At 64.6% G+C, this 23,942-nt stretch carries 18 protein-coding genes and 1 riboswitch; of the genes, 8 read left to right on the top strand and 10 right to left on the bottom strand.

Features of this window, described 5'->3' with window-relative positions; genetic code table 11:
• Positions 1 to 48: 48 nt before the first annotated feature.
• Together THL1_RS23800 and THL1_RS23795 are read left to right on the top strand one after the other, a co-directional pair.
• Complete coding sequence (locus tag THL1_RS23800) at positions 49 to 867, top strand: M48 family metallopeptidase (RefSeq protein ID WP_069085545.1); 819 nt, start codon at positions 49 to 51, stop codon at positions 865 to 867.
• Positions 868 to 965: 98 nt separating this feature from the next.
• Positions 966 to 1,949 (top strand): NAD-dependent epimerase/dehydratase family protein, encoded by a 984-nt coding sequence (locus THL1_RS23795; protein WP_069085544.1) that lies wholly within the window; start codon positions 966 to 968, stop codon positions 1,947 to 1,949.
• Here the strand turns inward: THL1_RS23795 and THL1_RS23790 are convergent, their stop codons facing one another.
• From THL1_RS23790 to THL1_RS23770, 5 genes are all read right to left on the bottom strand, one after another.
• Positions 1,950 to 2,393, bottom strand: a complete 444-nt coding sequence (locus THL1_RS23790; protein WP_069085543.1) for a ketosteroid isomerase-related protein — start codon at positions 2,391 to 2,393, stop codon at positions 1,950 to 1,952.
• 209 nt (positions 2,394 to 2,602) lie between these two features.
• Positions 2,603 to 3,184 carry a TMEM165/GDT1 family protein gene (locus tag THL1_RS23785; protein WP_145928441.1) on the bottom strand — a complete coding sequence of 194 codons (582 nt, stop codon included), beginning with the start codon at positions 3,182 to 3,184 and terminating at the stop codon, positions 2,603 to 2,605.
• 93 nt (positions 3,185 to 3,277) lie between these two features.
• Positions 3,278 to 3,398: riboswitch (yybP-ykoY riboswitch) on the bottom strand.
• A 48-nt stretch (positions 3,399 to 3,446) separates the two neighbouring features.
• The gene (locus THL1_RS23780) at positions 3,447 to 4,877 is read right to left on the bottom strand and encodes an amino acid permease (RefSeq protein ID WP_414703765.1); all 1,431 of its coding nucleotides are present in this window, start codon (positions 4,875 to 4,877) and stop codon (positions 3,447 to 3,449) included.
• 135 nt (positions 4,878 to 5,012) lie between these two features.
• Positions 5,013 to 6,011, bottom strand: a complete 999-nt coding sequence (locus THL1_RS23775; protein WP_069085540.1) for a class I SAM-dependent methyltransferase — start codon at positions 6,009 to 6,011, stop codon at positions 5,013 to 5,015.
• Positions 6,012 to 6,063: 52 nt separating this feature from the next.
• Positions 6,064 to 7,026, bottom strand: coding sequence for a 2-hydroxyacid dehydrogenase (locus THL1_RS23770; protein ID WP_069085539.1), 963 nt, complete (start codon positions 7,024 to 7,026; stop codon positions 6,064 to 6,066).
• A gap of 82 nt (positions 7,027 to 7,108) precedes the next feature.
• On the opposite strand from THL1_RS23770, the gene THL1_RS23765 reads away from it, so the two are divergent.
• Entirely contained in the window at positions 7,109 to 7,738 is a 630-nt protein-coding gene (locus THL1_RS23765) for a LysE family translocator (protein WP_069085538.1), read from the top strand.
• A gap of 380 nt (positions 7,739 to 8,118) precedes the next feature.
• Here THL1_RS23765 and THL1_RS23760 read toward each other — a convergent pair whose 3' ends face one another.
• From THL1_RS23760 to THL1_RS23745, 4 genes are all read right to left on the bottom strand, one after another.
• Entirely contained in the window at positions 8,119 to 8,991 is an 873-nt protein-coding gene (locus THL1_RS23760; protein WP_161490987.1) for a tyrosine-protein phosphatase, read from the bottom strand.
• 11 nt (positions 8,992 to 9,002) lie between these two features.
• On the bottom strand, positions 9,003 to 10,379 hold the full coding sequence (locus THL1_RS23755; RefSeq protein WP_069085537.1) for a DUF1329 domain-containing protein: 1,377 nt from the start codon (positions 10,377 to 10,379) through the stop codon (positions 9,003 to 9,005).
• 30 nt (positions 10,380 to 10,409) lie between these two features.
• Positions 10,410 to 11,957, bottom strand: a complete 1,548-nt coding sequence (locus THL1_RS23750) for a DUF1302 domain-containing protein (RefSeq protein WP_069085536.1) — start codon at positions 11,955 to 11,957, stop codon at positions 10,410 to 10,412.
• A 328-nt stretch (positions 11,958 to 12,285) separates the two neighbouring features.
• Positions 12,286 to 13,461 (bottom strand): thiolase family protein, encoded by a 1,176-nt coding sequence (locus THL1_RS23745; protein WP_069085535.1) that lies wholly within the window; start codon positions 13,459 to 13,461, stop codon positions 12,286 to 12,288.
• Positions 13,462 to 13,641: 180 nt separating this feature from the next.
• On the opposite strand from THL1_RS23745, the gene THL1_RS23740 reads away from it, so the two are divergent.
• The 4 genes from THL1_RS23740 to THL1_RS23725 all read left to right on the top strand — a co-directional run bounded on the left by THL1_RS23740 (position 13,642) and on the right by THL1_RS23725 (position 21,854).
• Positions 13,642 to 15,324 (top strand): fatty acid--CoA ligase, encoded by a 1,683-nt coding sequence (locus THL1_RS23740; protein ID WP_069085534.1) that lies wholly within the window; start codon positions 13,642 to 13,644, stop codon positions 15,322 to 15,324.
• A 240-nt stretch (positions 15,325 to 15,564) separates the two neighbouring features.
• Complete coding sequence (locus tag THL1_RS23735) at positions 15,565 to 17,439, top strand: DUF1302 domain-containing protein (protein WP_069085533.1); 1,875 nt, start codon at positions 15,565 to 15,567, stop codon at positions 17,437 to 17,439.
• 31 nt (positions 17,440 to 17,470) lie between these two features.
• Positions 17,471 to 18,838, top strand: a complete 1,368-nt coding sequence (locus tag THL1_RS23730; protein WP_069086619.1) for a DUF1329 domain-containing protein — start codon at positions 17,471 to 17,473, stop codon at positions 18,836 to 18,838.
• A 292-nt stretch (positions 18,839 to 19,130) separates the two neighbouring features.
• On the top strand, positions 19,131 to 21,854 hold the full coding sequence (locus tag THL1_RS23725) for a LuxR C-terminal-related transcriptional regulator (protein WP_069085532.1): 2,724 nt from the start codon (positions 19,131 to 19,133) through the stop codon (positions 21,852 to 21,854).
• On the opposite strand, the gene THL1_RS23720 is transcribed toward THL1_RS23725, so the two are convergent.
• Positions 21,843 to 22,703, bottom strand: a complete 861-nt coding sequence (locus THL1_RS23720) for a hypothetical protein (protein ID WP_069085531.1) — start codon at positions 22,701 to 22,703, stop codon at positions 21,843 to 21,845. The two genes, THL1_RS23725 and THL1_RS23720, sit on opposite strands and share 12 nt — an antisense overlap.
• Positions 22,704 to 22,954: 251 nt before the next feature.
• Here THL1_RS23720 and THL1_RS23715 point away from each other — a divergent pair, with 251 nt between their 5' ends.
• Positions 22,955 to 23,896 (top strand): alpha/beta fold hydrolase, encoded by a 942-nt coding sequence (locus THL1_RS23715; protein ID WP_069085530.1) that lies wholly within the window; start codon positions 22,955 to 22,957, stop codon positions 23,894 to 23,896.
• Positions 23,897 to 23,942: the final 46 nt, after the last annotated feature.

Below are 23,942 nucleotides of genomic sequence, written 5' to 3'. Positions count from 1 at the left end.
TCCGGAGCGGCCGTAGCATACCCATCGTTGCACCAATGGAGAGCCATCATGGCCAAGCTGTTTTATCTGTCGGGACTGACCGCAGCCCTGCTCCTGGCAGGGTGCCAGGCCGTCAACACCACCAGCGGCGGAGCAGTGGGGGTTGAGCGCAAGCAGTACATGTTCAGCATGCTGTCGAGTTCCGAACTCAATCAGATGTATGCCCAGTCCTATCAGCAGACGCTCAGTGAGGCCTCGCAGAAGGGCGTGCTGGACAAGAACAGCTCGGACGCGCGTCGTGTCGATGCCATCGCCAGGCGCCTGATCGCCCAGACTCCGGTGTTCCGTCCGGATGCGGCGCAATGGGCCTGGGACGCCAACGTGATCGACAGCGACGAGCTCAATGCCAACTGCGGTCCGGGCGGCAAGATCATCGTCTTCAGCGGTCTGATCGATAAGCTCAAGCTCACCGACGACGAACTGGCGGCGGTAATGGGCCACGAAATCGCTCACGCCCTGCGTGAGCACAGCCGTGAAGCCATGTCCAAGGCCTATGGCGTGCAGATGGCCAACCAGATCGGTTCCGTACTGGGCGTCGGCCAGGCCGGCCTGGGAATGGCCAATGCAGGCGTCGAATACCTGATGACCCTGCCCAACAGCCGTTCCAACGAGAACGAAGCGGACCTGATCGGCCTTGAGCTGGCTGCCCGCGCGGGATACGACCCGAATGCAGCCATCACCCTCTGGCAGAAGATGGAGCAGGCCGGTGGTGGTGCGCCGCCGGAGTTCATGAGCACCCACCCGTCGTCCAGTTCGCGCATGTCGGCTCTCCAGGCGGCCATCCCGAAAGTGATGCCGTTGTACCAGCAGGCCAAGGGACAGCGTTGAGCTGAGCGTCCTGGCATCCCGGCAGCCCGCGTTCTAGACTGCTTGCCGCCACCTCGGGCCTTCCGCGGTGGCGAACCTCCAGCGGATGAGGAGTCGCAGTGAAAATCGCCGTACTTGGAGCAACAGGCCTGCTCGGCCATCACGTGGCACGGGCAGTCAAGGATGCGGGGCACCAGTTGGTGCTGATTCATCGGCCGTCTTCCCGGATCGAGCGGCTGGCCTACCTGGAGCCTGAGTGCCGGGCCGCCGAGCTGCTCGATCATGCCGGTCTCACCCGTGCGCTCGGCGGTGTGGATGGCGTGATCTACTGCGCTGCCGGCTACCCGAAGCGGCCGCGCCGCTGGCAGGAGGAAGTCGCCAGCGCCCTCGACCAGACCAACCACTTCTACGCTGCCTGCCTGGCGGCCCATGTGCCGCGCATCCTCTACACCGGCGCCGCCATCGCGTTGCCGCGCCATCCCGAGGGCCTGCCGGGCCACGAAGGGTTGTTCTACGAAGGCATGCCGCGCTGGAAGAACCCCTATCTGCTGAGCAAGTGGGCGCTGGATGAGCAGGCCCGCGAACAGGCCCGCAGCGGCTTGCCAGTGATCATCGGAATTCCCGGCATGTGCCTGGGCGAGTTCGATGTGGGCCCCAGCACCGGACGCATCATCACGGCTATCGCCAGCGGCTGGATGACCCACTACGTCCCCGGCCGGCGCAACCTGGTGGACGCTGCCGATGCCGGGCGCGGCCTGCTGCTGGCGCTGGAGAAGGGGCGAGTGGGCGAGCGCTACCTGCTCACCGGGCAGAACATCGAGATGGTCGAGCTGACCGAGCGGATCGCCGGACGGCTGGGCGTGCCGCCACCTCGACCCATGCCGCTGGCCCTGGCCAAGGGCATGGCAGCCATGGGGCGGCTTCGTTATCGCTTGTCCGGCGAGGTGCCGAAGCTGGACGACACCGCCATCGCGGTCATGGCCGGTGGGCAGTTCCTCGATGGCAGCAAGGCGCGCCACGAGCTGGGCTTCGTCGCCGAGACAGCGCTGGACGTCACCCTGGAACGCACCATCGGCTGGTTCCGAACCAACGGCTATCTCTGATCAGGGCAAGGCTTTCTCGGCCAGGGACTGGGTCGCGAGGCCGAGTTGGGCGCGGAAGCTTTCCATGTCGAACATGGTGCAGATTTCCTGAATTTCGCCGACGCTGTTCAGGGTCCAGAAGGCCATGGCGGAAATACTGAGGATCTTGTCGCTGGGCGGATAGCCCAGGGCGGGCTTCTGGATGCTGCCGATCAGGGTGCACCAGGTCACCACCTTGTTGTCTTCGGCGATGCACTCCTCGATCACCACTTCCAGGTCGGGCATGGCGTTGCGGATGTTCGCCACCATCTGGCAATAGGCGGCGCTGTTGAAGGGGCGGCCGATGAAGGAACTCTTGTAGAGGAAGTCCTTGCTCTGCAGCTGTTCGGCCAGGGCCAGGCGGCCCTTGTTCCAGGACAGGTCAATGTGCTGGCGGACCAGCCGTTTCATATCGTCCAGTGACACGATGCGCTCCCCTGCGCCTTGATCCAGTGCGCCACTTTACCAGTACCATCGTTCCAGCCATTGGCCGAAGCGCCGCTGGTTGGAGGCAATTCCGCATGTGTTTCACCGTAGGTTGGCGCTGAGCGAAGCGAAACCCAGCAAATCGGGATCGGCCCCGCTCGTTGGGCTTCGCAGGCTCAGACCCGTGTGGCCCGCACCAACCTGCCTGGTCAGAGAATCCCGCTGAGCTTCAGCGCTTCGTACACGGCGTAGACGGCCAGGGCGGCGAAGGCGACGGCGGCCAGACGGCGGATGAGCGTCAGCGGCAGGCGGTCGGCGGCGAAGTTGCCTGCCAGCACCACCGGCACGTTTGCGACCAGCATGCCCAGGGTCGTGCCCATGACCACCATGATGAAGTGCGGATATTGCGCGGCCAGCATCACGGTCGCGACCTGGGTCTTGTCGCCCATCTCAGCGAGGAAGAAGGCGATCAGGGTGGTGAGGAAGGGGCCGTATTTCTTCAGGCCGGACTCTTCGTCGTCATCCAGCTTGTCCGGCACCAGGGTCCAGAGGGCCACGGCGGCGAAGGAGGCGGCGAGGATCCAGCTCAGGGTGGCGGTGGAGAAGAAGCTGGCGACCCAGGAGCCCACCGCGCCGGCGACGAAATGGTTGGCGAGCGTAGCGGCGACTATGCCCCAGATGATTGGCCAGGGCTTGCGGAAGCGGGCAGCGAGGAGCAACGCGAGCAACTGAGTCTTGTCGCCGATTTCGGCGAGGGCAACGATCAGCGTCGGGACGAAGAGGGATTCCAGCATCAGGGTTCCTACGGGGGCGGGTCGACTAATCACCATGACACGTACAGCCTGCCCGCCCCGGGTCAGGTTGTTCGTGTCATAGGTCTTGTCAAACCGCGGGCCTGTCTGTGCAGGCTCGGGGTCGCGTGCGCCATGGTCTGCGGACCAAGTGTGTTGACGCACGCCGGGCGAGCAGGGCGCTCGCGGGAGACTACTCCCCTAGGACGGGGCGCATTTTGCACAAGCCGGGTCGCCCCGGCAAGTGCGAATTGCCTGTCGGTCAGCTGTCGCTGGCGCGTACATCCATTTCCGAATAACGCACCAGCCGGCTGCCTTTCTTCATCCGGTAGCCCAGCCAGATGGCGAGGAACAGCGGCAGGCTGATGTAGGTGGCGGCCAGTCCGGCCCAGTCGATGCGCTCACCGAAGAACGCCTGGTAGTTCTGCCCGAGGGTGATCAGCAGGCAGAGGGTGAAGGCGAACAGCGGGCCGAAGGGAAACAGTTTGGCGCGGTAGGGCAGGTCTTCCAGGCGGCCGCCCTGGGACAGGTAGCCCTTGCGGAAGCGGTAGTGGGAGATGGCGATGCCCAGCCAGGCGATGAAGCCGCACATGCCCGAGGTGTTGAGCAGCCAGGTGTAGAGGGTGCTGTCACCGACGATGGAGGTGAAGAAGCACAGCGCACCCACCAGGGTAGTGGCATAGAGCGCGTTGCGCGGCACGCCGCTGGCCGAGAGGCGGGCGAACAGCTTCGGCGCCTTGCCCTGCAGGGCCAGGTTGTAAAGCATGCGGGTGGACGCGTACATGCCGGAGTTGCCGGCCGAGAGGATGGCGGTGAGGATCACCGCGTTCATGACGCTGGCGGCGGCGGCGAATCCGGCGCGTTCGAAGAGCAGGGTGAAGGGTGACACGCTGATGTCGCTGGCGTCGTTCTTCATCAGGTTCGGATCGGTGTAGGGGATCAACATGCCGATCACGAAGATCGCCAGGACGTAGAACATCAGGATGCGCCAGAACACCTGGCGAATGGCGATGGGGATGTTCTTCTTCGGGTTCTCCGACTCGCCGGCGGCGATGCCGATCAGCTCGGTGCCCTGGAAGGAGAAACCGGCAATCATCGCCACCCCGACCATGGCCTGCAGGCCGCCGACGAAGGGCGCGTCGCCCTGGGTGAAGTTGCTGAAGCCAGGGGACTCGATGCCGCCCATGATGCCGAAGATGGTGGCCAGGCCGATGCCGATGAACACCACGACCGCGACCACCTTGATCAGGGCGAACCAGAACTCGCTCTCGCCGAAGCCCCTCACCGAGATCACGTTGAGCAGGAACATGAGGCCGAGGAACAGGGCGCTCCAGTAAATGCCGGGCACGTCTGGCAGCCAGAAACTCATGATCAGCTGCGCCGCCACGAGCTCGGCGGCAATGGTCACTGCCCAGTTGTACCAGTAGTTCCAGCCCAGGGCGAAACCGAAGCCATCATCGACGAAGCGGCTGCCATAGGTGCTGAATGAACCGGAGACCGGAATATGCGCGGCCATTTCCCCCAGGCTGGTCATGAGGAAGTAGACCATCAAGCCGATCAGCGCGTAGGCCAGCAGCGCACCGCCCGGCCCGGCAGTGGCAACGGTGGCACCGGAAGCAACGAAGAGGCCGGTGCCGATGGAGCCGCCGATGGCGATCATGTTCAGGTGGCGGGGCTTGAGTGAGCGGTGCAGGCCCTCCGTGGGAGGGGCGGCGCTGGCAGTGCTGAGATCGGTCACGAGAAAAACTCCAGGTCTCCCGGCCGAAACCGGGGGAGGGCGGCTATTGAGTGCCGCTTGAGTATGGATAAGGGGCCGGAGCCCGCCAGGTCAGCCCCGGCGGGCGCGATAGATGCGGAAGCCATCCCCTTCGGCGAGGGTCTGGCAGGGGCCGAGATGGTACTCGATCAGCGGCGGGTACTTGAGGAAGCTGTTGGCCACGATGCGAAGTTCGCCGCCGGGCTGCAGATGAGTTCGGGCTTCGCGCAGCAGGTCTTCGCTGGCCTGGTAATCGGTATGCACACCCTGGTGGAAGGGCGGGTTGCTGACGATGGCCACCAGTCCTTGGGGGGCACCATGGATACCGTCTGCGGCGATGACTTCGCCCTCCAGGCCGTTGGCGGTCAGGGTCAGGCGGCTGCTGGCGACGGCAAAGGCGTCCACGTCCAGCAGGCTGAGCCGGCTCTGTGGATAACGACGCTTGAGCACCGCGCCAAGTACGCCGGCACCACAGCCGAAGTCCAGCAGATGGCCAGTGGGTAATCCATCGAGTTGCTGCAGAAGCAGGGCGCTGCCGTGGTCCAGGCGGCCATGGCTGAACACGCCGGGCAGGCTGACCACGTCCAGCGGACCGTCAGACAGGTCCAGCCGGTAGCGCTGGGCCAAGGCTTCCAGGTCAGGGGCGGCGGGGGCCTGGTCGATGTTCACCTGCCAGAGTTGGCAGTGGCGCGCGCTGTCCAGCTTGCGCGGCTTGCCGAAGGCGGCCAACTGCTTGGCAGCGCGTTCGATGCCGCCGCGCTTCTCCCCCACGAGGAAGAGTTCGCCGCCGGGCAGCCGGGCCGCAAGGGCCGCCAGCAGGTAGTCGGTCAGTTCGCGGGACTTGGGCAGGAACAGCACGGCCGCAGCGACGGGCGCGTCCGGCGGGGTCGTGCCGAACTGGCTGCGCCCGGCAAAGCGGCTTTCGAGAGCCGCCTGGTCGCCCGCGTGCCAGCTCCAGCCGCTGGCTTGCGGCAGGGTGCCGAGCAGGTCGTCCGCTGGCAGCCCGGCCAGGAGCACCGGGCGTTGGAACAGTTCGGCCTGCCGAAGCAGGACTTCGCTGCGTGGGTCCATCTGAAGAAGATCCTGATAAAAAGCAGCGAATTTTATCAGGAAGTTGTAGGAACTAGCTGACTACTCTGACAGGTGAATCCTTCATCCAAGCGGTACCGTTCTCGGCAAGCTGCTGCACGATGCGCTGCCGTGCCTCGCGGCTGCCCCAGGCGCTGTGCGGGGTAACGATGAGGCGCGGGATGTCGGCGGCCAGCAACGGGTTGCCATCCCGCGGCGGTTCCTGGGTCAGCACGTCGGTGGCGGCACCGCCCAGCTGGCCGTTGCGCAAGGCCGCCGCCAGGGCTTCCTCGTTCACCAGGCCGCCACGGGCGGTGTTCACCAGCAGGGCGCCGGGTTTCATCAGCGCCAGTTCGGCGGCGCCGATCATGTCGCGGGTCTGTTCATTGAGCGGGCAGTGCAGGGTCAGGGCATCCACCTGGGGCAGCAGCTCGTGCAGGGGCAGGCGGTCGGCGCGAGGCGGCCGCCCCGGCAATTGGCCAAGCAGCACGCGCATGCCAAAGGCTTCGGCCAGACGCGCCACCGCGCTGCCCAGCTCGCCGTGGCCGAGCAGGCCGAGGGTCTTGCCTTCGAGTTCGAAGATGGGGAAGTCCAGCAGGCAGAACTGATTGGCCTGCTGCCAGCGGCCGGCGCGCACGGCGGTCTGGTAGTCCGGCAGGCTGGTGGTCAGTGCGAGCAGCAGCGCGAGGGTGTGCTGGGCCACTGAGGGCGTGCCGTAGGCCTGGCAGTTGCAGACAGTGATGCCATGGGCGCGGGCCGCTTCTAGGTCGACGTTGTTGGTCCCGGTGGCGGCCACCAGTATCAGTTTCAGATCCGGGCTGACGGCCATGGCGTCGGCGCCGATGCGCACCTTGTTGCTGATCGCCACCTGGGCACCACGCAAGCGTTCCACCACCACATCAGGAGCGGTTTGCGCATGCAGTTGCAGTTCGCCGAAAGCCTGCCGCAACGGGTTCAGGTCGAGGTCGCCGAGGTCGAGGGAGGCGTGGTCGAGGAAGACGGCGCGGCTGCTGTTCATGCGGGGCTGTACCTTTTGCGAGTCCGTGGGAAGGCGTAAGGTTGCCAGCCTACCAAAGCTTGTTACATCCATTGGAGGTCGCATGTACTGGACGGAATTCCTCACCGTCGCCCTGATCCACCTGCTGGCCGTGGCCAGCCCCGGACCGGACTTCGCCATCGTGGTGCGCGAGAGCGTGGCCCATGGGCGCCGTGCCGGAACCTGGACCGCGCTGGGCGTGGGCACGGGAATCTTCGTGCATGTGGCCTATTCGCTGCTGGGCATCGGCCTGATCGTGTCCCAGTCGATCATGCTGTTCAACGCGCTGAAGTGGGCTGCGGCCGCGTACTTGCTGTACATCGGTATAAAAGCCTTGCGGGCCAAGCCGGCTGACCCAATCGCCGCCGAGGCCGCGCTCATGGCCGGCGAGCGCAGCCCGCGCGGCGCCTTCGTCACCGGTTTCGTCACCAATGGCCTGAACCCCAAGACGACGCTGTTCTTCCTGTCGCTGTTCACCGTGGTCATCAACCCACACACGCCGCTGGCCATCCAGGCCGGCTACGGCGTCTACCTGGCTTTCGCTACCGCAGCCTGGTTCAGCCTCGTGGCCCTGCTCTTCAGCCAGCGCCGGGTGCGCGCCGGCTTCGCCCGCATGGGGCACTGGTTCGACCGGCTGATGGGCGCGGTGCTGGTGGGGCTGGGGATCAAGCTGGCGTTCAGCGAGCTGAAGTGATTGGGTTGAAAGCACTCTTGTGAGCGAATTCATTTGAACTTGGGAAACCACGTCCTGCGGACGTGGTCATGAGTCAGCGAACCAGTAGGGTGCTGCCAGTCCTGTAGGGTGCGCCGCGCGCACCGGGAGACGGACTCGGAGTTGCCACCATCGCCGCGGTGCGCATGGCGCACCCTACTGTTGGGCACGGTGGCGGAGATCAGCTGGGTGCTGCGTGTGAGGATGGCCCTCTTATAAGGGGCAAACACAAGTCCACGTTCTACGAACGTGGATCTTTACTCGCGAATGAATTCACTCCCACAGGTTTATGGCGCGTGCTTCTCCAGAGTGGCCAGCAGTCCCAGGCTGGCCGCGCACTCCTTCGGGCGTTCTCCCCCAGCTCAGCTGCCGGCCTCGGTTGCGACTTCGAGGAATCGTTCCTGCAACCCTGCGCGGGTCGCGTCGTCCAGTCCCAGGGTCTGGCGCAGGTAGGCATCCACCGAACCCTGTTCTTCGCGCATGGCGTCGAAGGCGGCCTGCAGGTAGCGCGGCTCCACGCCCAGCAGCGACTGCAGCAGGGCTGGATCGGTGCGCCCGCCGGAAGCCTGGCGAACCTGCTCGGCGATGCGCAGGTTCTTCTCCGCCAAGTACTGGTTGGAGGCCATGTAGTCCTGCATCACGGTGGCTTCGGGCACGCCCAGTGCCAACAGGAGGACGGCCGCGGCGTAGCCCGTGCGGTCCTTGCCTGCGGTGCAGTGGAAGAGCACCGGCGCGCTCTGATCGTTCAGTAGGCCGTGCAGCCAGTCACGGAAGATCCCGGCATGCTCGCGGACGAAACTGCGGTTGCCCTCCATCAGAATGTCCTGCAGGTCCAGGCTCGCGAGGTCGCCGGCATGGATACGCCGGGTCAGGTCGCGAATGTCCAGGTTGCCAGCGGTCACCGGCAGTTCTATTCGTCGTGCCAGCAGGTCCGGCGGGAGGCGGTCGGGTGCGTCGTCGATTTCTGCCGGGCTGCGCAGATCGACCACGCGTTGCAGGCCAAGTCGCTGCAGATGCTGCTGATCGTGCTCGGTGAGCTTGTCCAGAGCGCCGCCACGGTAGAGCAGACCCCACTTCACGCGGCGGCCGTCTTCGGTACGGTAGCCGCCCAGATCACGGACGTTGGCGGCTCCTTGCAGGGGCAGCAGCCGACTGTCGGCAGGCTGGTCCGCGGGTGTCGCCGAGCCGAGTCCAGTGAACAGTAACAGCGCAAGGCCAGTCATCAGAGCTTTCATCGCAGGTCTCCTCATTGCGCGCGCTTGCGCACAGTTGCGGGGCTGAAGTGGTTGGCATCGAACGCGAAGTCGGCCAGGCGAACGGGCTGGTGTTCGTTGGCGAGGCGGTCCACCAGGTAGGCGCCGGAAATGAGGTCCTGATAGACGGACGCGCGTGGTTGGTAGCTCTGGGTGTCGTACGCGTAGTAGGACGTTTGCAGGTTGCTGCGCCAGAGTTGGCCACGGCTGTCGTAGTTGTCGGCCAGCACCCCGCCCCAGCTGTCCTCGTCTATGTAAATCACTCGCTGGGAATAGATATGCCGCCTGCCGGGCTTCAGCTTGCCTTCCAGCACCCACACCCGGTGCAACTCGTAGCGGATGTGTTCCGGGTTCGGGTGGCCACGGGTGGCGGTGATGTCGGCGATGCTGAGCGCCGGGTCGTCCAGTCGGTAGTTGTGGTAGGGGATGTAGATTTCCCGTTTGCCGAGGATCTTCCAGTCGTAGCGGTCCGGTGCGCCGTTGTACATGCGGCTGTCGTCGTTGACCCGCACGCTCCCGGTTGCGCCGGTGGACGGGTTGTCGTAACCGACGTTGGGCGCGCGACGGATGCGCCGGGTGCCGGGTACGTATTGCCAGCTCTGCCGGGGATTGGCGATGGGGTCGAAGAACTCCTGGCCGAAGGTGATCTCGCCCATGGCGCGGGCCGGCTCTAGCTGGGTGCTCATGAACAGGCTCTGCAAACCGCTGGCCGCATCGGCACGGCTGCCTTCGGGGTTGGACCAGGCATTAAGGCTCTGCGTGCGCTGTACCAGCCGCGCCTGCTGACCGTTGGTGTAGGTGACGATCATGGTGTAGGTGGAATCCTCGCCGCCACCCCGAGCCTGCAGGTTGAGGTTCCACACCAGTTCGTGGCCGTTCTTCGGGATGGGAAAGGGCGAGGCGCCCCAGGCGCCGGTCACGCTGTTGCCCTCGTTGCTCAGCTCGGCGCTACGGCCGTTCTCGCGGAGGTTGTCCTCCACTGCCTGGCGATAACGGAAGTCGCGGTGGCTGGGATAGACGTCGATGCGGTAGCTGGCCGGATAACGGGCGAAGAGGGCACGTTGGCCATCAGTGAGGCGTGCGCTGTGTTCTGCCAGGTTGTCGCGGGTAATGCTGAGCAGCGGGCGCTCGCCGGCGTAAGGATCGGGGTACTGCGATCCGCTGCCGGCGAACTGCACATGGGGCGGCGTGCCGCGCCATTGGCCGGACCAGGTGGGAATGCTGCCGTCGGCATTGCCGGCGCGCTCGGCGCCGATGGGGGTGAGGTCCTGGTCCAGGCGGGCGAGTTCCGCGTCGCTGAGGCCAGCGTGGGCGTGGGACGTCAATCCGCCCAGGCCGCACAGTACCAGCACGGAGAGGCGTGCGGTCATGGTGATTTCTCCTTCATCCAGTGACGTGCTTCAGAAGCTGTAGCGGGCGCTGAGGGCCAGGTGGTCGCGGTCGGTCTGCGAGTTGTCGTCGGGGCTGCCGAGGTAGAGGTTGTAGCGGGCGTCGATGGCGAAGTTGCCGAGGTATTGCCAGGTGGTGCCGAACGACAGGCGGGTGTTGCCTTCGCGGTAGGTGCCACTGAGGGAGGAGACGCCTCGCACGCCCTGGCTGACGGTGATCGGTACGCTGAGGTCCCAGCCACTGAACAGGTCGATGTAGCGCAGGTTGGCGTTGAGCGTGTAGCCCCAGGCTGAGCGGTCGTTGGCCAGCTTGTCGCCGTTGCGCTCGCCGGGATTGGCGAGCTCGGTGTCCAGCACCCGGTTGTAGCCGACTTCGCCGGTCAGGGTGAGGTTGTCGGCCAGGGGCGTAGCGCCGATCGGGTGGATTGCCGAGAGTAGCGCCTGAGCGACCTTGCCGCGTACCGCGGTACGTTCGACGGCGACAGGCTGGCCGTCCAGGTAGCTCAGCTCGCCACTGACGCTGGTGTCGCCAATGTTGGTGGCGAAACTGCTGCCGTAGAGGTCGATATCGTCGAAATAGCGAGCCTGGTAGGCCCGCTTCGCGCGCTGGCTCTGGAAGTCCAGTTGCGGCGTCTTGCTGTGGAAGCGCAGGCGGTAGAAACCGAACTCGGTACTGTTCCACTGCTCGGCCACATAGCGCAGGGCGATGCCGTACTGACTGCTATCCCTGGGCTCATCGTCGGGCAGGCGATGCAGGTTGCCCGTGGCGTCGTTGAAGCCGCCCTTGTCGATGAAGTCCGTGGTGGAGAAATAGCTGCCTACCGCGTTCAGTTCATTGGGTTTCCACTCGTATTGCACGTAGGCCTGCAGGTCGAGGCTGTCGGTGAGGGCGTACTGGGTCAGGACCTGGCCCACCGGCAGTAACTGCTCTTTCACTTCCACACCCGGCACGTTGGACTTGGTGGCATCGACCGGGCTCATGGCCGAGGAAATGCCGGCGCCGTTGTACAGTGCCTCCCCCCAGTTCACCACCTGGCGGCCAAGGCGCAGGTTGAACGGGCGCTCGGCGAACTGCCAACTGCCGTAGACGTAGCTGTCGAGCATTCGCACCTCGCCGCCGTGGGCGTCGACTGTCTGGCTGGAAAAACGGTCCGGACGCGAGCACTGGCCTCCGGCGAAGCAGTTGGAGGTGCCGCTGCGGTTGTCATTGCGGCGGTGGTAGACATCGTCGTAATAGGCGCTGGCGCGGACGAACAGGCCGAAGTCCCGCTGCCAGTTGAAGTCGGCGTCACTCAGTACGCCGACGCGGTGGCTGATGAGACTACCGCGGTCGAACGCGTTGTTGCCGTCGTCGCGATTGGCCGCCGCCGGGCTGTGGCTGCTCAGGGAATGGGCGCGCTTTTCCGTGCGTATGGCCAGGCCATAGGAGACCACCGTGCTGCTGTTGATCGAGAGGTCATTGGTGGGGTGGAACGTGGCGGACTGCGACAGTCCACTGAAGAGCAGCAAGGAGGGCAGGGCAAGGCGGGTCGACGTGAGTCGGGCGTTTCTTATTGTCATTCGAGCCTCCATTCCAGGCGGCTCGGAGCGGCCGCCTTCGAGTGAGCTGGGCGTCGCCACTATCGAAATGTTGGGGGGCATGGTCTTAGTCCGATGGGACTAAGGGTGTGCGGATGCGAGTACCGGGAGAATGGTGTAGATACTCGTCAAAGCCGCGTGGGGCGAGCGTTCTGCCGCTTGGGTGGCAGGGAACTTGGCGTTGAGTTTGGGATGATTCTTACGGGGTGGTCGGAATATTCGGCGTTCGCTTTTTCGATGCTGGAGCCCGTCGCGTCAAAACAAAAAGGGCGCGGTATCGACCGCGCCCTTTTCTATTCGGCTTGTGCAGTTACAGCAGCTCCACCGCCACCGCAGTTGCTTCACCGCCACCGATGCACAGCGAAGCGATGCCACGCTTGCCGCCCTTGTTACGCAGGGCGTTGATCAGGGTGATGAGGATGCGCGAGCCGGTGGAGCCCACCGGGTGGCCCTGGGCGCAGGCGCCGCCGTAGACGTTGACCTTGGCGTGGTCCAGGCCGTGTTCGCGCATGGCCAGCATGGTCACCATGGCGAAGGCTTCGTTGATCTCGAACAGGTCCACGTCGTCCTTGTTCCAGCCGGTCTTATTGAACAGGTTGGACATGGCGCCGATGGGGGCCAGGGTGAACTCGCTCGGGTCCTGGCTCTGGGTGGCGTGGCCGACGATCTTCGCCAGCGGCTTGAGGCCGCGGCGGGCAGCTTCTTCGGCGGTCATCAATACCAGTGCGCTGGCACCGTCGGAAATGGAGCTGGCGTTGGCGGCGGTGATGGTGCCGTCTTTCCTGAAGGCGGGCTTCAGGCCGGGAATCTTGTCCAGGTTTGCAGTCAGCGGCTGCTCGTCGTCCTTGACCACGACTTCACCCTTACGGGTGACCACGGTTACCGGGACGATTTCGGCGTTCAGGGCGCCATCGGCGATGGCAGCCTGGGCGCGCTTGAGGGACTCGATGGCGTAGGCGTCCATCTCCTCACGCGTCACGCTGTACTTGTCGGCGGTTTCCTGGGCGAAGGAGCCCATCAGGCGGCCGGTGCGGGCGTCTTCCAGACCGTCGAGGAACATGTGGTCCTTGATCTCACCGTGGCCCATGCGCAGGCCGGTGCGGGCCTTCTCCAGTACGTAGGGGGCGTTGGACATGCTCTCCATCCCGCCGGCCACCATGACCTGGTTGGTGCCGGCCTTGAGCAGGTCATGGGCCAGCATCACGGCTTTCATGCCGGAGCCGCAGAGTTTGTTGATGGTGGTGCAGCCGGTGGCGGCGGGCAGACCGGCATTCAGCGCTGCCTGGCGGGCCGGGCCCTGCTTGAGGCCGGCGGGCAGCACGTTACCCATGATCACTTCCTGCACGTCGGCCGGCTGGATGCCGGCGCGGCTGACGGCCTCGCGTATGGCCAGCGCTCCAAGGTCCACGGCGGAAACGCCGGACAGGCTGCCCTGGAAGCCGCCCATGGGAGTACGGGCGCCACTGACAATAACGATATCGGACATCTCGAACCTACCTCTGTGGATAACTGGCCGCGACCGGCCGAAGTTCCGGATTCTATCTCGTGACCGGAAAGCTAAAAAGAGTCACTCATCAAATCACTCTTTTGACTGATTTGCGTCTGGCCGATGGGCCCTAAAGTCGGGATCAACCTTATAAGTTCCTAACCTCACCAGGTGTGCCCCATGCTCAAGACCCGCATCATCAAGCCCGCCGAAAACGCCTACGTCTATCCCTTGCTGATCAAGCGCCTGCTGATGTCCGGTAGCCGCTACGAGAAGACCCGCGAAATCGTCTATCGCGACCGTATCCGCTACAGCTATGCCTCCTTCAACGAGCGTGTGGCGCGGCTGGCCAACGTCCTCACCGAGGCCGGGGTCAAGGCCGGCGATACCGTGGCGGTGATGGATTGGGACAGCCACCGCTACCTGGAATGCATGTTCGCCATCCCGATGATCGGCGCGGTGCTGCACACCATTAATATCCGCCTCTCGCCGGACCAGATTCTCTACACCATGAACCACGCCGAGGACCGCTTCGTGCTGGTCAACAGCGAGTTCGTGCCGATCTACAAGGCCATCGGCGGCCAACTGACCACGGTAGAGAAGACTCTGCTGCTCACGGACGGCAGCGACCACAGCGCCGACCTGCCGAACCTGGTGGGCGAATACGAGACGCTGCTGGAGGCTGCCAGCCCGAAGTACGACTTCCCCGACTTCGATGAGAACTCGGTGGCCACCACCTTCTACACCACCGGCACCACCGGCAATCCCAAGGGCGTCTACTTCACCCACCGCCAACTGGTGCTGCACACCCTGTCGATGGCCTCGACCATCGGCGCCCTGGACAGCATCCGCCTGATGGGCACCGATGATGTCTACATGCCCATCACCCCGATGTTCCACGTCCACGCCTGGGGCGTGCCTTACGTGGCCACCATGCTCGGCGTGAAGCAGGTCTATCCGGGCCGCTACGAGCCGGACATGCTCTGCCGCCTCATCCGCGAAGAGAAGGTGACCTTCTCCCACTGCGTGCCGACCATCCTGCAGATGGTGATGAACGCCCCCAACGCCCAGGGCCATGACTTCGGCGGCCTGAAGATGATCATCGGTGGCAGTGCGCTGAACCGTTCCCTCTACGAGGCGGCCAAGGCCCGAGGCATCCAGCTCACCGCCGCCTACGGCATGTCCGAGACCTGCCCGCTGATTTCGGTGGCGCACCTCAACGAAGAGTTGCTGGCCGGTAGCGAAGACGAGCGCATCACCTACCGCATCAAGGCCGGCGTACCAGTGCCGCTGGTAGAAGCCGCCATCATGGACGGCGACGGCCAGTTCCAGCCGGTGGATGGCGAATCCCAGGGCGAGCTGGTGCTGCGCGCACCCTGGCTGACCTACGGCTACTTCAACGAGCCGCAAAAGAGTGAGGAACTCTGGGAGCGCGGCTGGCTTCACACCGGCGATGTGGCCACCCTGGACGGCATGGGCTTCATCGAGATCCGCGACCGCATCAAGGATGTGATCAAGACCGGCGGCGAATGGATTTCCTCTCTGGAGCTGGAGGATCTGATCAGTCGGCACCCGGCGGTACGCGAAGTCGCCGTGGTCGGAGTGCCCGATCCGCAATGGGGCGAGCGCCCGTTCGCCCTGGTGGTGGTTCGTGACGATCAGGCCCTGGATGCCAAGGCGCTGAAGGAACACCTCAAGCCCTTTGTCGAGCAAGGTCACATCAATAAGTGGGCTATTCCCAGCCAGATCGCGCTTGTTACTGAAATTCCCAAGACCAGTGTGGGCAAGCTGGACAAGAAACGCATTCGTGTCGACATCGCCCAGTGGCAGGCCGCCGGCAGCACATTCCTCTCCGCTCTCTAATCAGCATGGGCCGCGCCCTCTGGGACGCGGCCCGGCAACCAAGCAAACGCTTGGCTTGTTAATTGCTGCGTTCCGAAAATTACTGGCTATCTTTCCTATCGAAGGATCGGACTAATCCGTCGGAAGGAGCGAGCCAGAGTGCCTGGGGTTTCCAAATCACACTTTCGAGGGATCAAGCGCTAATACCTGCTGGCTATAGTCCGCAACCATCAATAACAAAAAACACATGGAGTAGCGTCGATGACAACAACCACAACGTTCTGGCGCCTGGCGAAACTGCCACTGGCCGTCAGCCTCGCTTCCACGCTCGCTGCACCGGCATTCGGCGTGACGTTCAACATCGGTGAGATCGAAGGCCAGTTCGACTCCTCGCTGTCCGTGGGGGCCAGTTGGTCCATGCGGGGGGCCGACAAGGACCTGATTGGTGTGAACAACGGTGGGGACGGCCTGTCCCAGACCTCCGACGACTCCCACCTGAACTTCAAGAAGGGCGAAACCTTCTCGAAGATCTTCAAGGGCATCCATGACCTCGAACTGAAGTACGGCGACACCGGCGTCTTCGTTCGCGGCAAGTACTGGTACGACTTCGAACTGAAAGACGAAAGCCGCCTGTTCAAGGACATCGACGACCACAACCGCAAGGAGGGCGCCAAGGCCTCCGGCGCGCAACTGCTCGACGCCTTCGTCTATCACAACTACGACATCGCCGACCTGCCGGGCAGCGTGCGCCTGGGCAAGCAGGTGGTGAGCTGGGGCGAGAGCACCTTCATCGGCAACAGCATCAACTCGATCAACCCGGTCGACGTGTCTGCGTTCCGCCGTCCTGGCGCCGAGATCAAGGAAGGCCTGATCCCGGTCAACATGTTCTATGTATCCCAGAGCCTGACCGACAACCTGTCCGCCGAGGCCTTCTACCAGTTGGAGTGGGACCAGACCGTCATCGACAACTGCGGCACCTTCTTCGCCCAGCCGGACGTGGTGGCCGATGGTTGTGACGACAACCTGCGTGTCCTGCGCCAGCGTTCCTCGCTCCCGGCGCCCGCATTGGCGGCGCTTACCGCCCGTGGCGTGGACATCAACCAGGAAGGCGTGCTGGTGCGCCGTGGCCCGGACCGGGACGCTGAGGACAGCGGCCAGTGGGGTACCGCCTTGCGTTACTTCATGGAGCCCCTGAACACCGAGTTCGGTGCCTACTTCATCAACTACCACAGCCGTGCACCGATCTTCAGTGGTTCGGCGCCTTCCCGTGCCACCTTCATCGACTCCGCGAGGCTGGGAGCCCTGGCACCGCTGGCTGTGGCTGGTCGCTCCAACTACTTCATCGAATACCCGGAAGACATTCGTCTCTATGGTCTGAGCTTCTCGACTACGCTGCCCACCGGCACGGCCTGGAGCGGTGAACTCAGCTATCGCCCGAACGCTCCTGTTCAACTGAACACCACTGACATTCTGTTCGCAGGCGTTGGGCCGCTGTCCTCCCTGAGCCCAGCATTCGCCCTGTTCGGCAACGCATCGGTGCTGGATGGCGTTCCGGGCCAGGACCTGAATGGCTATCGCCGGAAGGAAATCACCCAGTTCCAGACCACCTTCACCCACTTCTTCGACCAGGTCATGGGCGCCAGCCGCCTGACCCTGGTGGGTGAGATCGGCGTGGTTCACACCGGCGGCCTGGAAAGCACCAGCGAGGCCCGCTATGGCCGTGACCCGGTGTTCGGCCCCGGACCGCTGCCCAATACCGGGGCGCTCAACACCTGCCGGACCCTCAACGCCAGCACCCTGGGCAGCGCCACGGCGGAGAACGTCAGCAAGTATTGCGAGGACGACGGCTTCGTCACCAGCACGGCCTGGGGTTACCGCGTCCGCGCCGTATGGGACTACAACGACGTATTCGCCGGCATCAACCTGAAGCCGAACATCGCCTGGTCCCATGACGTCGATGGTTATGGCCCGAACGGCCTGTTCACCGAAGACGCCAAGGCCGTCAGCCTGGGCGTGGACGCCGAGTACCAGAACACCTACACCGCCAGCCTTGCCTATACCGACTTCTTCGGTGGCAAGTACAACACCCTGATCGATCGCGATTTCCTCGCGCTCAGCGTCGGTGTGAACTTCTAAGCGGACTGCAATCTTGAGGAAGACCATGAAAATGAAAACAACAAAGAGTCTGCTGCAAACCGGTGTCCTGGCGCTGTCCCTGATGGCCGCCAGCGTCATGGCGGCGGTTTCGGCCGATGAAGCGGCCAAGCTGGGCGCGACCCTGACCCCGCTGGGCGCCGAGAAGGCCGGCAATGCCGATGGTTCCATCCCTGAATGGACCGGCGGCCTGCCTCAGAATGCCGGCGCCGTCGATTCGAAGGGGTTCCTGTCGGACCCCTTCGCCAGCGAGCAGCCGCTGTTCACCATCACCGCGCAGAACGTCGACCAGTACAAGGACAAGCTGACTCCCGGCCAGCTGGCGATGTTCAAGCGCTACCCCGACACCTACAAGATGCCGGTGTACAAGACCCACCGTACGGCCTCCGTGCCGGCCAAGGTGATCGAAGCCACTCAATACAACGCCACCAACACCAAGCTGGTGGAGGGTGGCAATGGTCTGGAGAATTTCCGCACCGCCAACCCCTTCCCGATCCCGCAGAACGGCCTGGAAGCCATCTGGAACCACATCACCCGCTATCGCGGCGGCAGCGTGCGCCGTCTGGTGACCCAGGCGACCCCGCAGCCGAACGGCTCCTACAGCCTGGTGTACTTCCAGGACGAGTTCACCTTCCGCGACCAGCTGAAGGATTACGACGCCAGCAAACCGAGCAACGTGCTGTTCTACTTCAAGCAGCGCGTGACCGCGCCGTCCCGTCTGGCTGGCAACGTGCTGCTGGTGCACGAAACCCTCAACCAGGTGAAGGAACCGCGCCTGGCCTGGCTCTACAACGCTGGCCAGCGCCGCGTGCGTCGCGCGCCGCAGGTGTCCTACGACGGTCCGGGTACCGCCGCCGACGGTCTGCGTACGTCCGACAACTTCGACCTCTACAACGGCGCGCCGGACCGTTACGACTGGAAGCTGGAAGGCAAGAAAGAGATCTACATCCCCTATAACAGCTACAAGCTGGATGATCCGAAGCTGAAGTACAGCGACATCATCAAGGCCGGTCACATCAACCAGGACCTGACCCGCTACGAGCTGCACCGCGTGTGGCACGTGGTCGCGACCCTGAAGCCGGGCGAACGCCACATCTACGCCAAGCGTGACTTCTACCTCGACGAAGACACCTGGCAAGCCGCCGCCATCGACCACTACGATGGCCGTGGCACCCTGTGGCGCGTCGCCGAGGCCCATGCCCAGTACTACTACAACCATCAGGTGCCGTGGTACACGCTGGAAAGCCTCTACGACCTGCTCTCCGGCCGCTACCTGGCCCTGGGCATGAAGAACGAAGAGAAGCAGTCGTACGACTTCAGCTACGCCGCCGGCGAAAGCGACTACACCCCGGCGGCCCTGCGCCAGGCGGGTGTTCGCTGAGTCATTGCAACACCTTGTAAGGAAGCCGGCCTACGCAGGCTGTGTGAAAACTACTGCGCTCGATGATGCTGCGTTGAAAACAGTCTCAGAATGCTCATTTACAGTTCGTAAACTGCGCTTCTTCGGCTGTTTTCGCCTTGCCTGATCTTCGCTCGTGACGTTTTCACACGGCCTGTGCGGGCCGGCTTTTTCTTGTTTGTACTTCCCGCCGGGGCTTCTATTGGGCTACTTGAACGGATAGGCTCGTTCAGGTTCGCGTCCCTGCAAGTACAACATTTCCAGAAGCTGGGTGATGACCGTCCTGACCCGTTCGCGATCCATGACTACGGGCGCCTTCCCAATTGCGGATGCGCGCTTCTTCCGCCCGCCGCGACCCGCCGGCCATGTCCCGCGGCCGCGCTTGTGTGAGCGGCTTGCCGCCGGTCTGGATGGCCGCCTGCTGATGCTCAGTGCGCCCGCGGGTTTCGGCAAAAGCTCCCTGGCCATCGAATTCTGCGAAAGCCTGCCGCCCGGCTGGCAGAGCCTGTGGCTCAGCCTCAGCCTGCGCGACTGCGATCCAGGGCGTTTCCTGGAGCGACTGCTGGAGGGTCTGCGCCAGTTCTACCCGGGCCTGGGCGACGAGGCGCTGGGTCACCTCAAGATGCGCCAGCGCCACCAACCCTTCGCCTTCGAACAGTGGCTGGATGGATTGCTCGACGAAGTCGCCGCGCGCCTGGATGCCGACCAGCCGCTGCTGCTGGTGCTGGATGACTACCACCTGGCTCAGAACGCGGTGCTGGACCGCTGCCTTCAATTCCTCCTCAACCACCTGCCGGACGGCTGGGTGCTGCTGGTCACCAGTCGCCAGCGTCCGGACTGGCACCTGGCGCGCTTGCGCCTGTCCCGGCACCTGCTGGAGCTGAATGAGCAGGACCTGCGGCTGACCGAGGACGAGTGCCTGGCGCTGCTGCACAGCCAGGGCGCCAAGCTCGAAGACGAAGACCTGGATGGCCTGCTGCAGCGCAGTGAAGGCTGGGTCGCCGGTTTGCGTCTGTGGCTGCTGGCCGGTCAGGGCGCACCCGCGGGGCCGGACGTGGAGCAGGGCGCCCACGGTGACGAAAGCCTGATTCGGGAATATTTGCTGGAGGAAGTGATCGAGCGCCAGCCGCCCGATGTCCAGGCGTTCCTCTACGAGACTGCACGCTTCGAACGCTTCTGCGCGGAGCTGTGCGACGCCGCCCGCGAAAGCCACGACAGCGCCGCCATCCTCCGTCACCTGCAAGCCCACCAGGTATTCCTGGTGCCGCTGGACGAGCAGGGCCAATGGTTCCGCTACCACCACCTGTTCTCCGACCTGCTGCGCGCACGCGCGTCCACCAGCCGGGCGCCTTCCGGCATGCACTTGCGCGCCTGCCGCTGGTTCAGCGCACGCGGGTTGCTGGACGAAGCGGTGGAGCAGGCCCTGCGCGCTGGCCAGCCCGACGTGGCGGCCTCGCTGGTGCAGAACCTGTCTGAAGAACAACTCCTGGCCAACCAGAACATCGCCATGCTGCTGCGCTGGAAGATGGACCTGCCCGACAGCCTGCTGTCCAGTACGCCACGACTGATCGTGCTCTACAGCCTGGCACTGGGCCTGGCCTGTCAGCTGGACGCGGCGGAAGAGCTGGCCGGTAACCTCGCGCGGTTCCTGCCAGCACCGGACGCCGTGCAGCAGCGCAGCCTGCTGGTGCAGTGGCAAGCCATCAGCGGTCTGATCGCCCGTGGCCGGGGCGACATCGACCGTGCCGAGCATTTTTGCACCGAAGCCCTTGGCGCGCTGCAGCCGGAAAACTATGGCCAGCGCCATTTGAGCCTGTCCCTGCTGGGCAACATCGCGCTGGTGCGCGGCGACCTCTGGCGCGCCCGCAGCCTCAATCGCGAAGCCCTGGAGATGGCCCAGCGTGGGGCCAATCCCCTGTTCGAGGCCCTGGTCCACTACGACCGGGCGCGGGTGCTGCAGGTGCGCGGCGAACTGTTGCGCTCCCAGGCCGAGGTGCAGCAAGGGCTGGACCGCCTGCGTGGCGTTGCCATTCCTCGCGCCTGCGTCGCTCGGGCGCGGCTGATGCTTTATCAGGGGTATCTGCTCAGCGTGCGGATGCAGCCCCAGGCCGCGCGGGCCAGCCTTCAGGCGGGCATCGCCGAAGCCCGCGCCTGCCGCGATATCAGCCTGCTTATCGGCCACTGCGCCCTCGCTGGGCTTGAAGGCCGTGAAGGGCGCTTCGCCGCCGCCTTCGCGCAGTTGGCCGAAGCCGAACGCCTGATGCACATCTGGGATGTGCCGCCGATCTACTACCTGGCCATGATTACCCTGTCCAAGTGCGAACTGTGGCTGGCCCAGGGGCAACTGGAACTCGCCGAAGCCTGGCTGCCGCGCCTGGCGGAAACCTATTCCGGCGAGCAGGCCGCCGCCGCGCCGGAATTCCATCCACAGCTGCCGTTCTACATCGAGCTGCAGCTCGCCGCGCTGGCGCGTGCCCAGGGGCGGTTGGTGGATGCCGAGCTACGCCTGCGGGCGTTGATGGAAAAGGCCGAAGGCCAGGGTGCCCTGCATGTGGCGCTGATGGCCCGGCTGCAGTTGGTAGCCTTGCTGCGTGCCGTTCGCGAGCGGGATGCCGTCGCCCTGCTGGACCGAGCGCTGGAGTCACTCGCCGGAGGCTCCCTGCTGCCCTACCGGGAACTGCTGGAGCAGCAGCCCCAGTGGCTTCGCGAACAGCTGGCGACGCGCTCGCCGGACGCAGTAAGGGAACTCTTCGAACGGCTGCCGGGGGCGGAGATGGCACCACCCGTGGAAGTCGGGACCGCCGAAGCGCTGAGCTCGCGGGAGCTGGCGGTGTTGCAGCTGATCGCCCAGGGCTGTTCCAACCAGGAAATCAGCGAGCGGCTGTTCATCTCCCTGCACACGGTGAAAAGCCACGCGCGGCATATCAACAGCAAGCTGGGTGTGGAGCGACGGACCCAGGCGGTGGCCCGGGCCAAGGCCCTCGGCCTACTGCGGTGAGGCGGCCGGTGGTGCCGAGAGGTCCAGTGCCGGAGTGGCCGGTCTGGCTTTGACCGGCTTGGCCAACTGGGCGTCCACATCCTGCTGGATGGCCGCCAGGACTGGCAGCAGGTCAGCCATGTTGCCGCGCACTTCGCCATAGGGGTGCTTGTCCGCCAGGTCGGCGACCCGTGCCAGCAACTGCCCGCGCACATCACCCTGCAGGTGCACGAAAAGCTCCGGTAGCTGCTTGGCCAGTTCGGCGCTGTAGAGCACCAGGTCCTCGCGGTTGAACTGGCGCGTCAGGCCGAGGTAATCCAGGGCGCTGGAGGTCAGCATCGCCGCTGCCGCCTTGGTCTCCAGCAGCCCCTGCAGGCGAATGGGGCTTCCTTGTTCCTTCTCCGAGAGCGTCATCCAGAACTCCACCGTCAGGGTGAAGAGGATGGCCTGCTGGCGCAGCGAGTAGGTCATCAGCCCCAGGGCCTCGGCGCCATAGGGCTGCTGCGGGGCCTTGAAGTCGAAGTACAGGCGCATCAGCTCCTTGAGCTGGAACAGCACTTCGCGGGCTTCGTTCTGGCGCAGCTCCAGCGGTGCGTAGATGTTCAGCTGCGGCTTGAAGTTCTCCTCGCTGACCATGCGCGTGTAGATCGGCCCGGTGAACTCGCCGCTGCGCCGGGGCAGGGCGTTGACCTGGGTGGTGTCGATCTGCTGCAGCGCGACGATCAACTGGTGGTACTCGCCACTGGCCCAGGGGTGCTGGATATCCGGAATCTTCTGCCCGAGATAAAAAAGCTCGGCAGCCGGTGCGCGCAGGGCGAAAACCAGCAAAAGGATGGCCAGCGGCCAAGGCAGAGAGCGTTTTAGCGTCATCGATCCGGACAGTCCTGCGGGGAGGCCGGTCAAGAGTAACGGCGCCGGGAAGCGCCGTCACCCGGGCCTTGGTTGGGCATGCAGGCTGATGGAAACGAGCGAGCAAGGTGCAGCGATGGCGATGAGGGCGATCTACTGACCCGCGCGTACTGATTTCGGCGCTCTGTCGACGCTCAACCTAGGTTGGGCGCGGTCGGCCGGGCGCCGTGCTGTGATAGGCCCTCGACAATAACAACCACGAGGTGCCCCGCATGTCCGCATCCAGCTTGCCGCTGTCGCCACCGCTCGCCGCCGGCTTCGCCCGCCTGGGCTTCGGTTCCTTGCCGCTCGACCGTCTCAAGGCGCGCTACGCCAGCGCCGACAGCGGTTCGCGCTTTATCGAGCTGGATGGTTTCAACGTCCATTACCGCGACGAAGGCAGCCGTGACAAACCGGCCTTGGTGATGATCCACGGTGTGGTCGCTTCCCTGCACACCTGGGACGACTGGGTCGATGCATTCGCTCCGCACTACCGGATCATCCGCTTTGACGTACCGGGCTTCGGCCTTACCGGTCCCAAGCGCACCGGTGACTACTCGGCCGAGCGCATGGTCGGCATCCTCGGATTGCTGCTGGACTACCTGGGCGTGGGCAGGTGTTCCATCGCCGGCAACTCGCTCGGTGGCTACATCGCCTGGAACTTCGCCCTGGCCCAGCCGCAACGGGTGGTGAAGCTGGTACTGGTCGACCCCGCGGGTTACCCGATGCGCAAGGTGCCATGGATGATCGCCTCCGCCGCGCTTCCGGGCGCGACCCTGGCCATGCCGCTGTGGATGCCGCGAGCACTGATCGCCCAGGGCATCAAGGAAGTCTACGGCGAGCCGGGACGAATCAAGCCGGGTGTGGTGGACCGCTACTACGACCTCAGCCGCAGGCCGGGTAACCGCCGCGCGATGATGGACATCTTCCGAGTGCTGCTGAAGGTCAACCGCGACGAGCTCGAAGGCACCGGCCAGCGCGTGGCGCAGATCAAGGCGCCGACCCTGCTGCTCTGGGGAGAGAAAGACCGCTGGATTTCACCGAAGCACGTGCCGCTGTGGCAGCGTGACCTGCCGGGTATCCAGGTGAAGACCTATCCAGGCGTGGGGCATATCCCGATGGAAGAGATTCCGCAGCAGAGCGCGGCGGATGCAATGCGGTTTTTGTTGGGGTGATAGAGGCGCTTGGGTGAGTGGGCGTCCACCACTCGGACTTGACCGT

Origin of the sequence: Pseudomonas sp. TCU-HL1 (assembly GCF_001708505.1) — a bacterium.
GTDB lineage: Bacteria > Pseudomonadota > Gammaproteobacteria > Pseudomonadales > Pseudomonadaceae > Metapseudomonas.
The sequence above is the reverse complement of the archived record's forward strand: the minus strand, read 5'-3'. Positions and strand labels throughout refer to the sequence as shown.

What these genes read in the sequence shown, in the direction of transcription:
- THL1_RS23800 (WP_069085545.1), top strand. Translation starts at nt 49, where the DNA reads ATGGCCAAGCTGTTTTATCTGTCGGGACTGACCGCAGCCCTGCTCCTG.
- THL1_RS23775 (WP_069085540.1), bottom strand. Translation starts at nt 6,011, where the DNA reads ATGGACCCACGCAGCGAAGTCCTGCTTCGGCAGGCCGAACTGTTCCAA.
- THL1_RS23770 (WP_069085539.1), bottom strand. Translation starts at nt 7,026, where the DNA reads ATGAACAGCAGCCGCGCCGTCTTCCTCGACCACGCCTCCCTCGACCTC.
- THL1_RS23765 (WP_069085538.1), top strand. Translation starts at nt 7,109, where the DNA reads ATGTACTGGACGGAATTCCTCACCGTCGCCCTGATCCACCTGCTGGCC.
- THL1_RS23760 (WP_161490987.1), bottom strand. Translation starts at nt 8,991, where the DNA reads ATGAAAGCTCTGATGACTGGCCTTGCGCTGTTACTGTTCACTGGACTC.
- THL1_RS23755 (WP_069085537.1), bottom strand. Translation starts at nt 10,379, where the DNA reads ATGACCGCACGCCTCTCCGTGCTGGTACTGTGCGGCCTGGGCGGATTG.
- THL1_RS23750 (WP_069085536.1), bottom strand. Translation starts at nt 11,957, where the DNA reads ATGACAATAAGAAACGCCCGACTCACGTCGACCCGCCTTGCCCTGCCC.
- THL1_RS23745 (WP_069085535.1), bottom strand. Translation starts at nt 13,461, where the DNA reads ATGTCCGATATCGTTATTGTCAGTGGCGCCCGTACTCCCATGGGCGGC.
- THL1_RS23740 (WP_069085534.1), top strand. Translation starts at nt 13,642, where the DNA reads ATGCTCAAGACCCGCATCATCAAGCCCGCCGAAAACGCCTACGTCTAT.
- THL1_RS23735 (WP_069085533.1), top strand. Translation starts at nt 15,565, where the DNA reads ATGACAACAACCACAACGTTCTGGCGCCTGGCGAAACTGCCACTGGCC.
- THL1_RS23730 (WP_069086619.1), top strand. Translation starts at nt 17,471, where the DNA reads ATGAAAACAACAAAGAGTCTGCTGCAAACCGGTGTCCTGGCGCTGTCC.
- THL1_RS23725 (WP_069085532.1), top strand. Translation starts at nt 19,131, where the DNA reads ATGACCGTCCTGACCCGTTCGCGATCCATGACTACGGGCGCCTTCCCA.
- THL1_RS23720 (WP_069085531.1), bottom strand. Translation starts at nt 22,703, where the DNA reads ATGACGCTAAAACGCTCTCTGCCTTGGCCGCTGGCCATCCTTTTGCTG.
- THL1_RS23715 (WP_069085530.1), top strand. Translation starts at nt 22,955, where the DNA reads ATGTCCGCATCCAGCTTGCCGCTGTCGCCACCGCTCGCCGCCGGCTTC.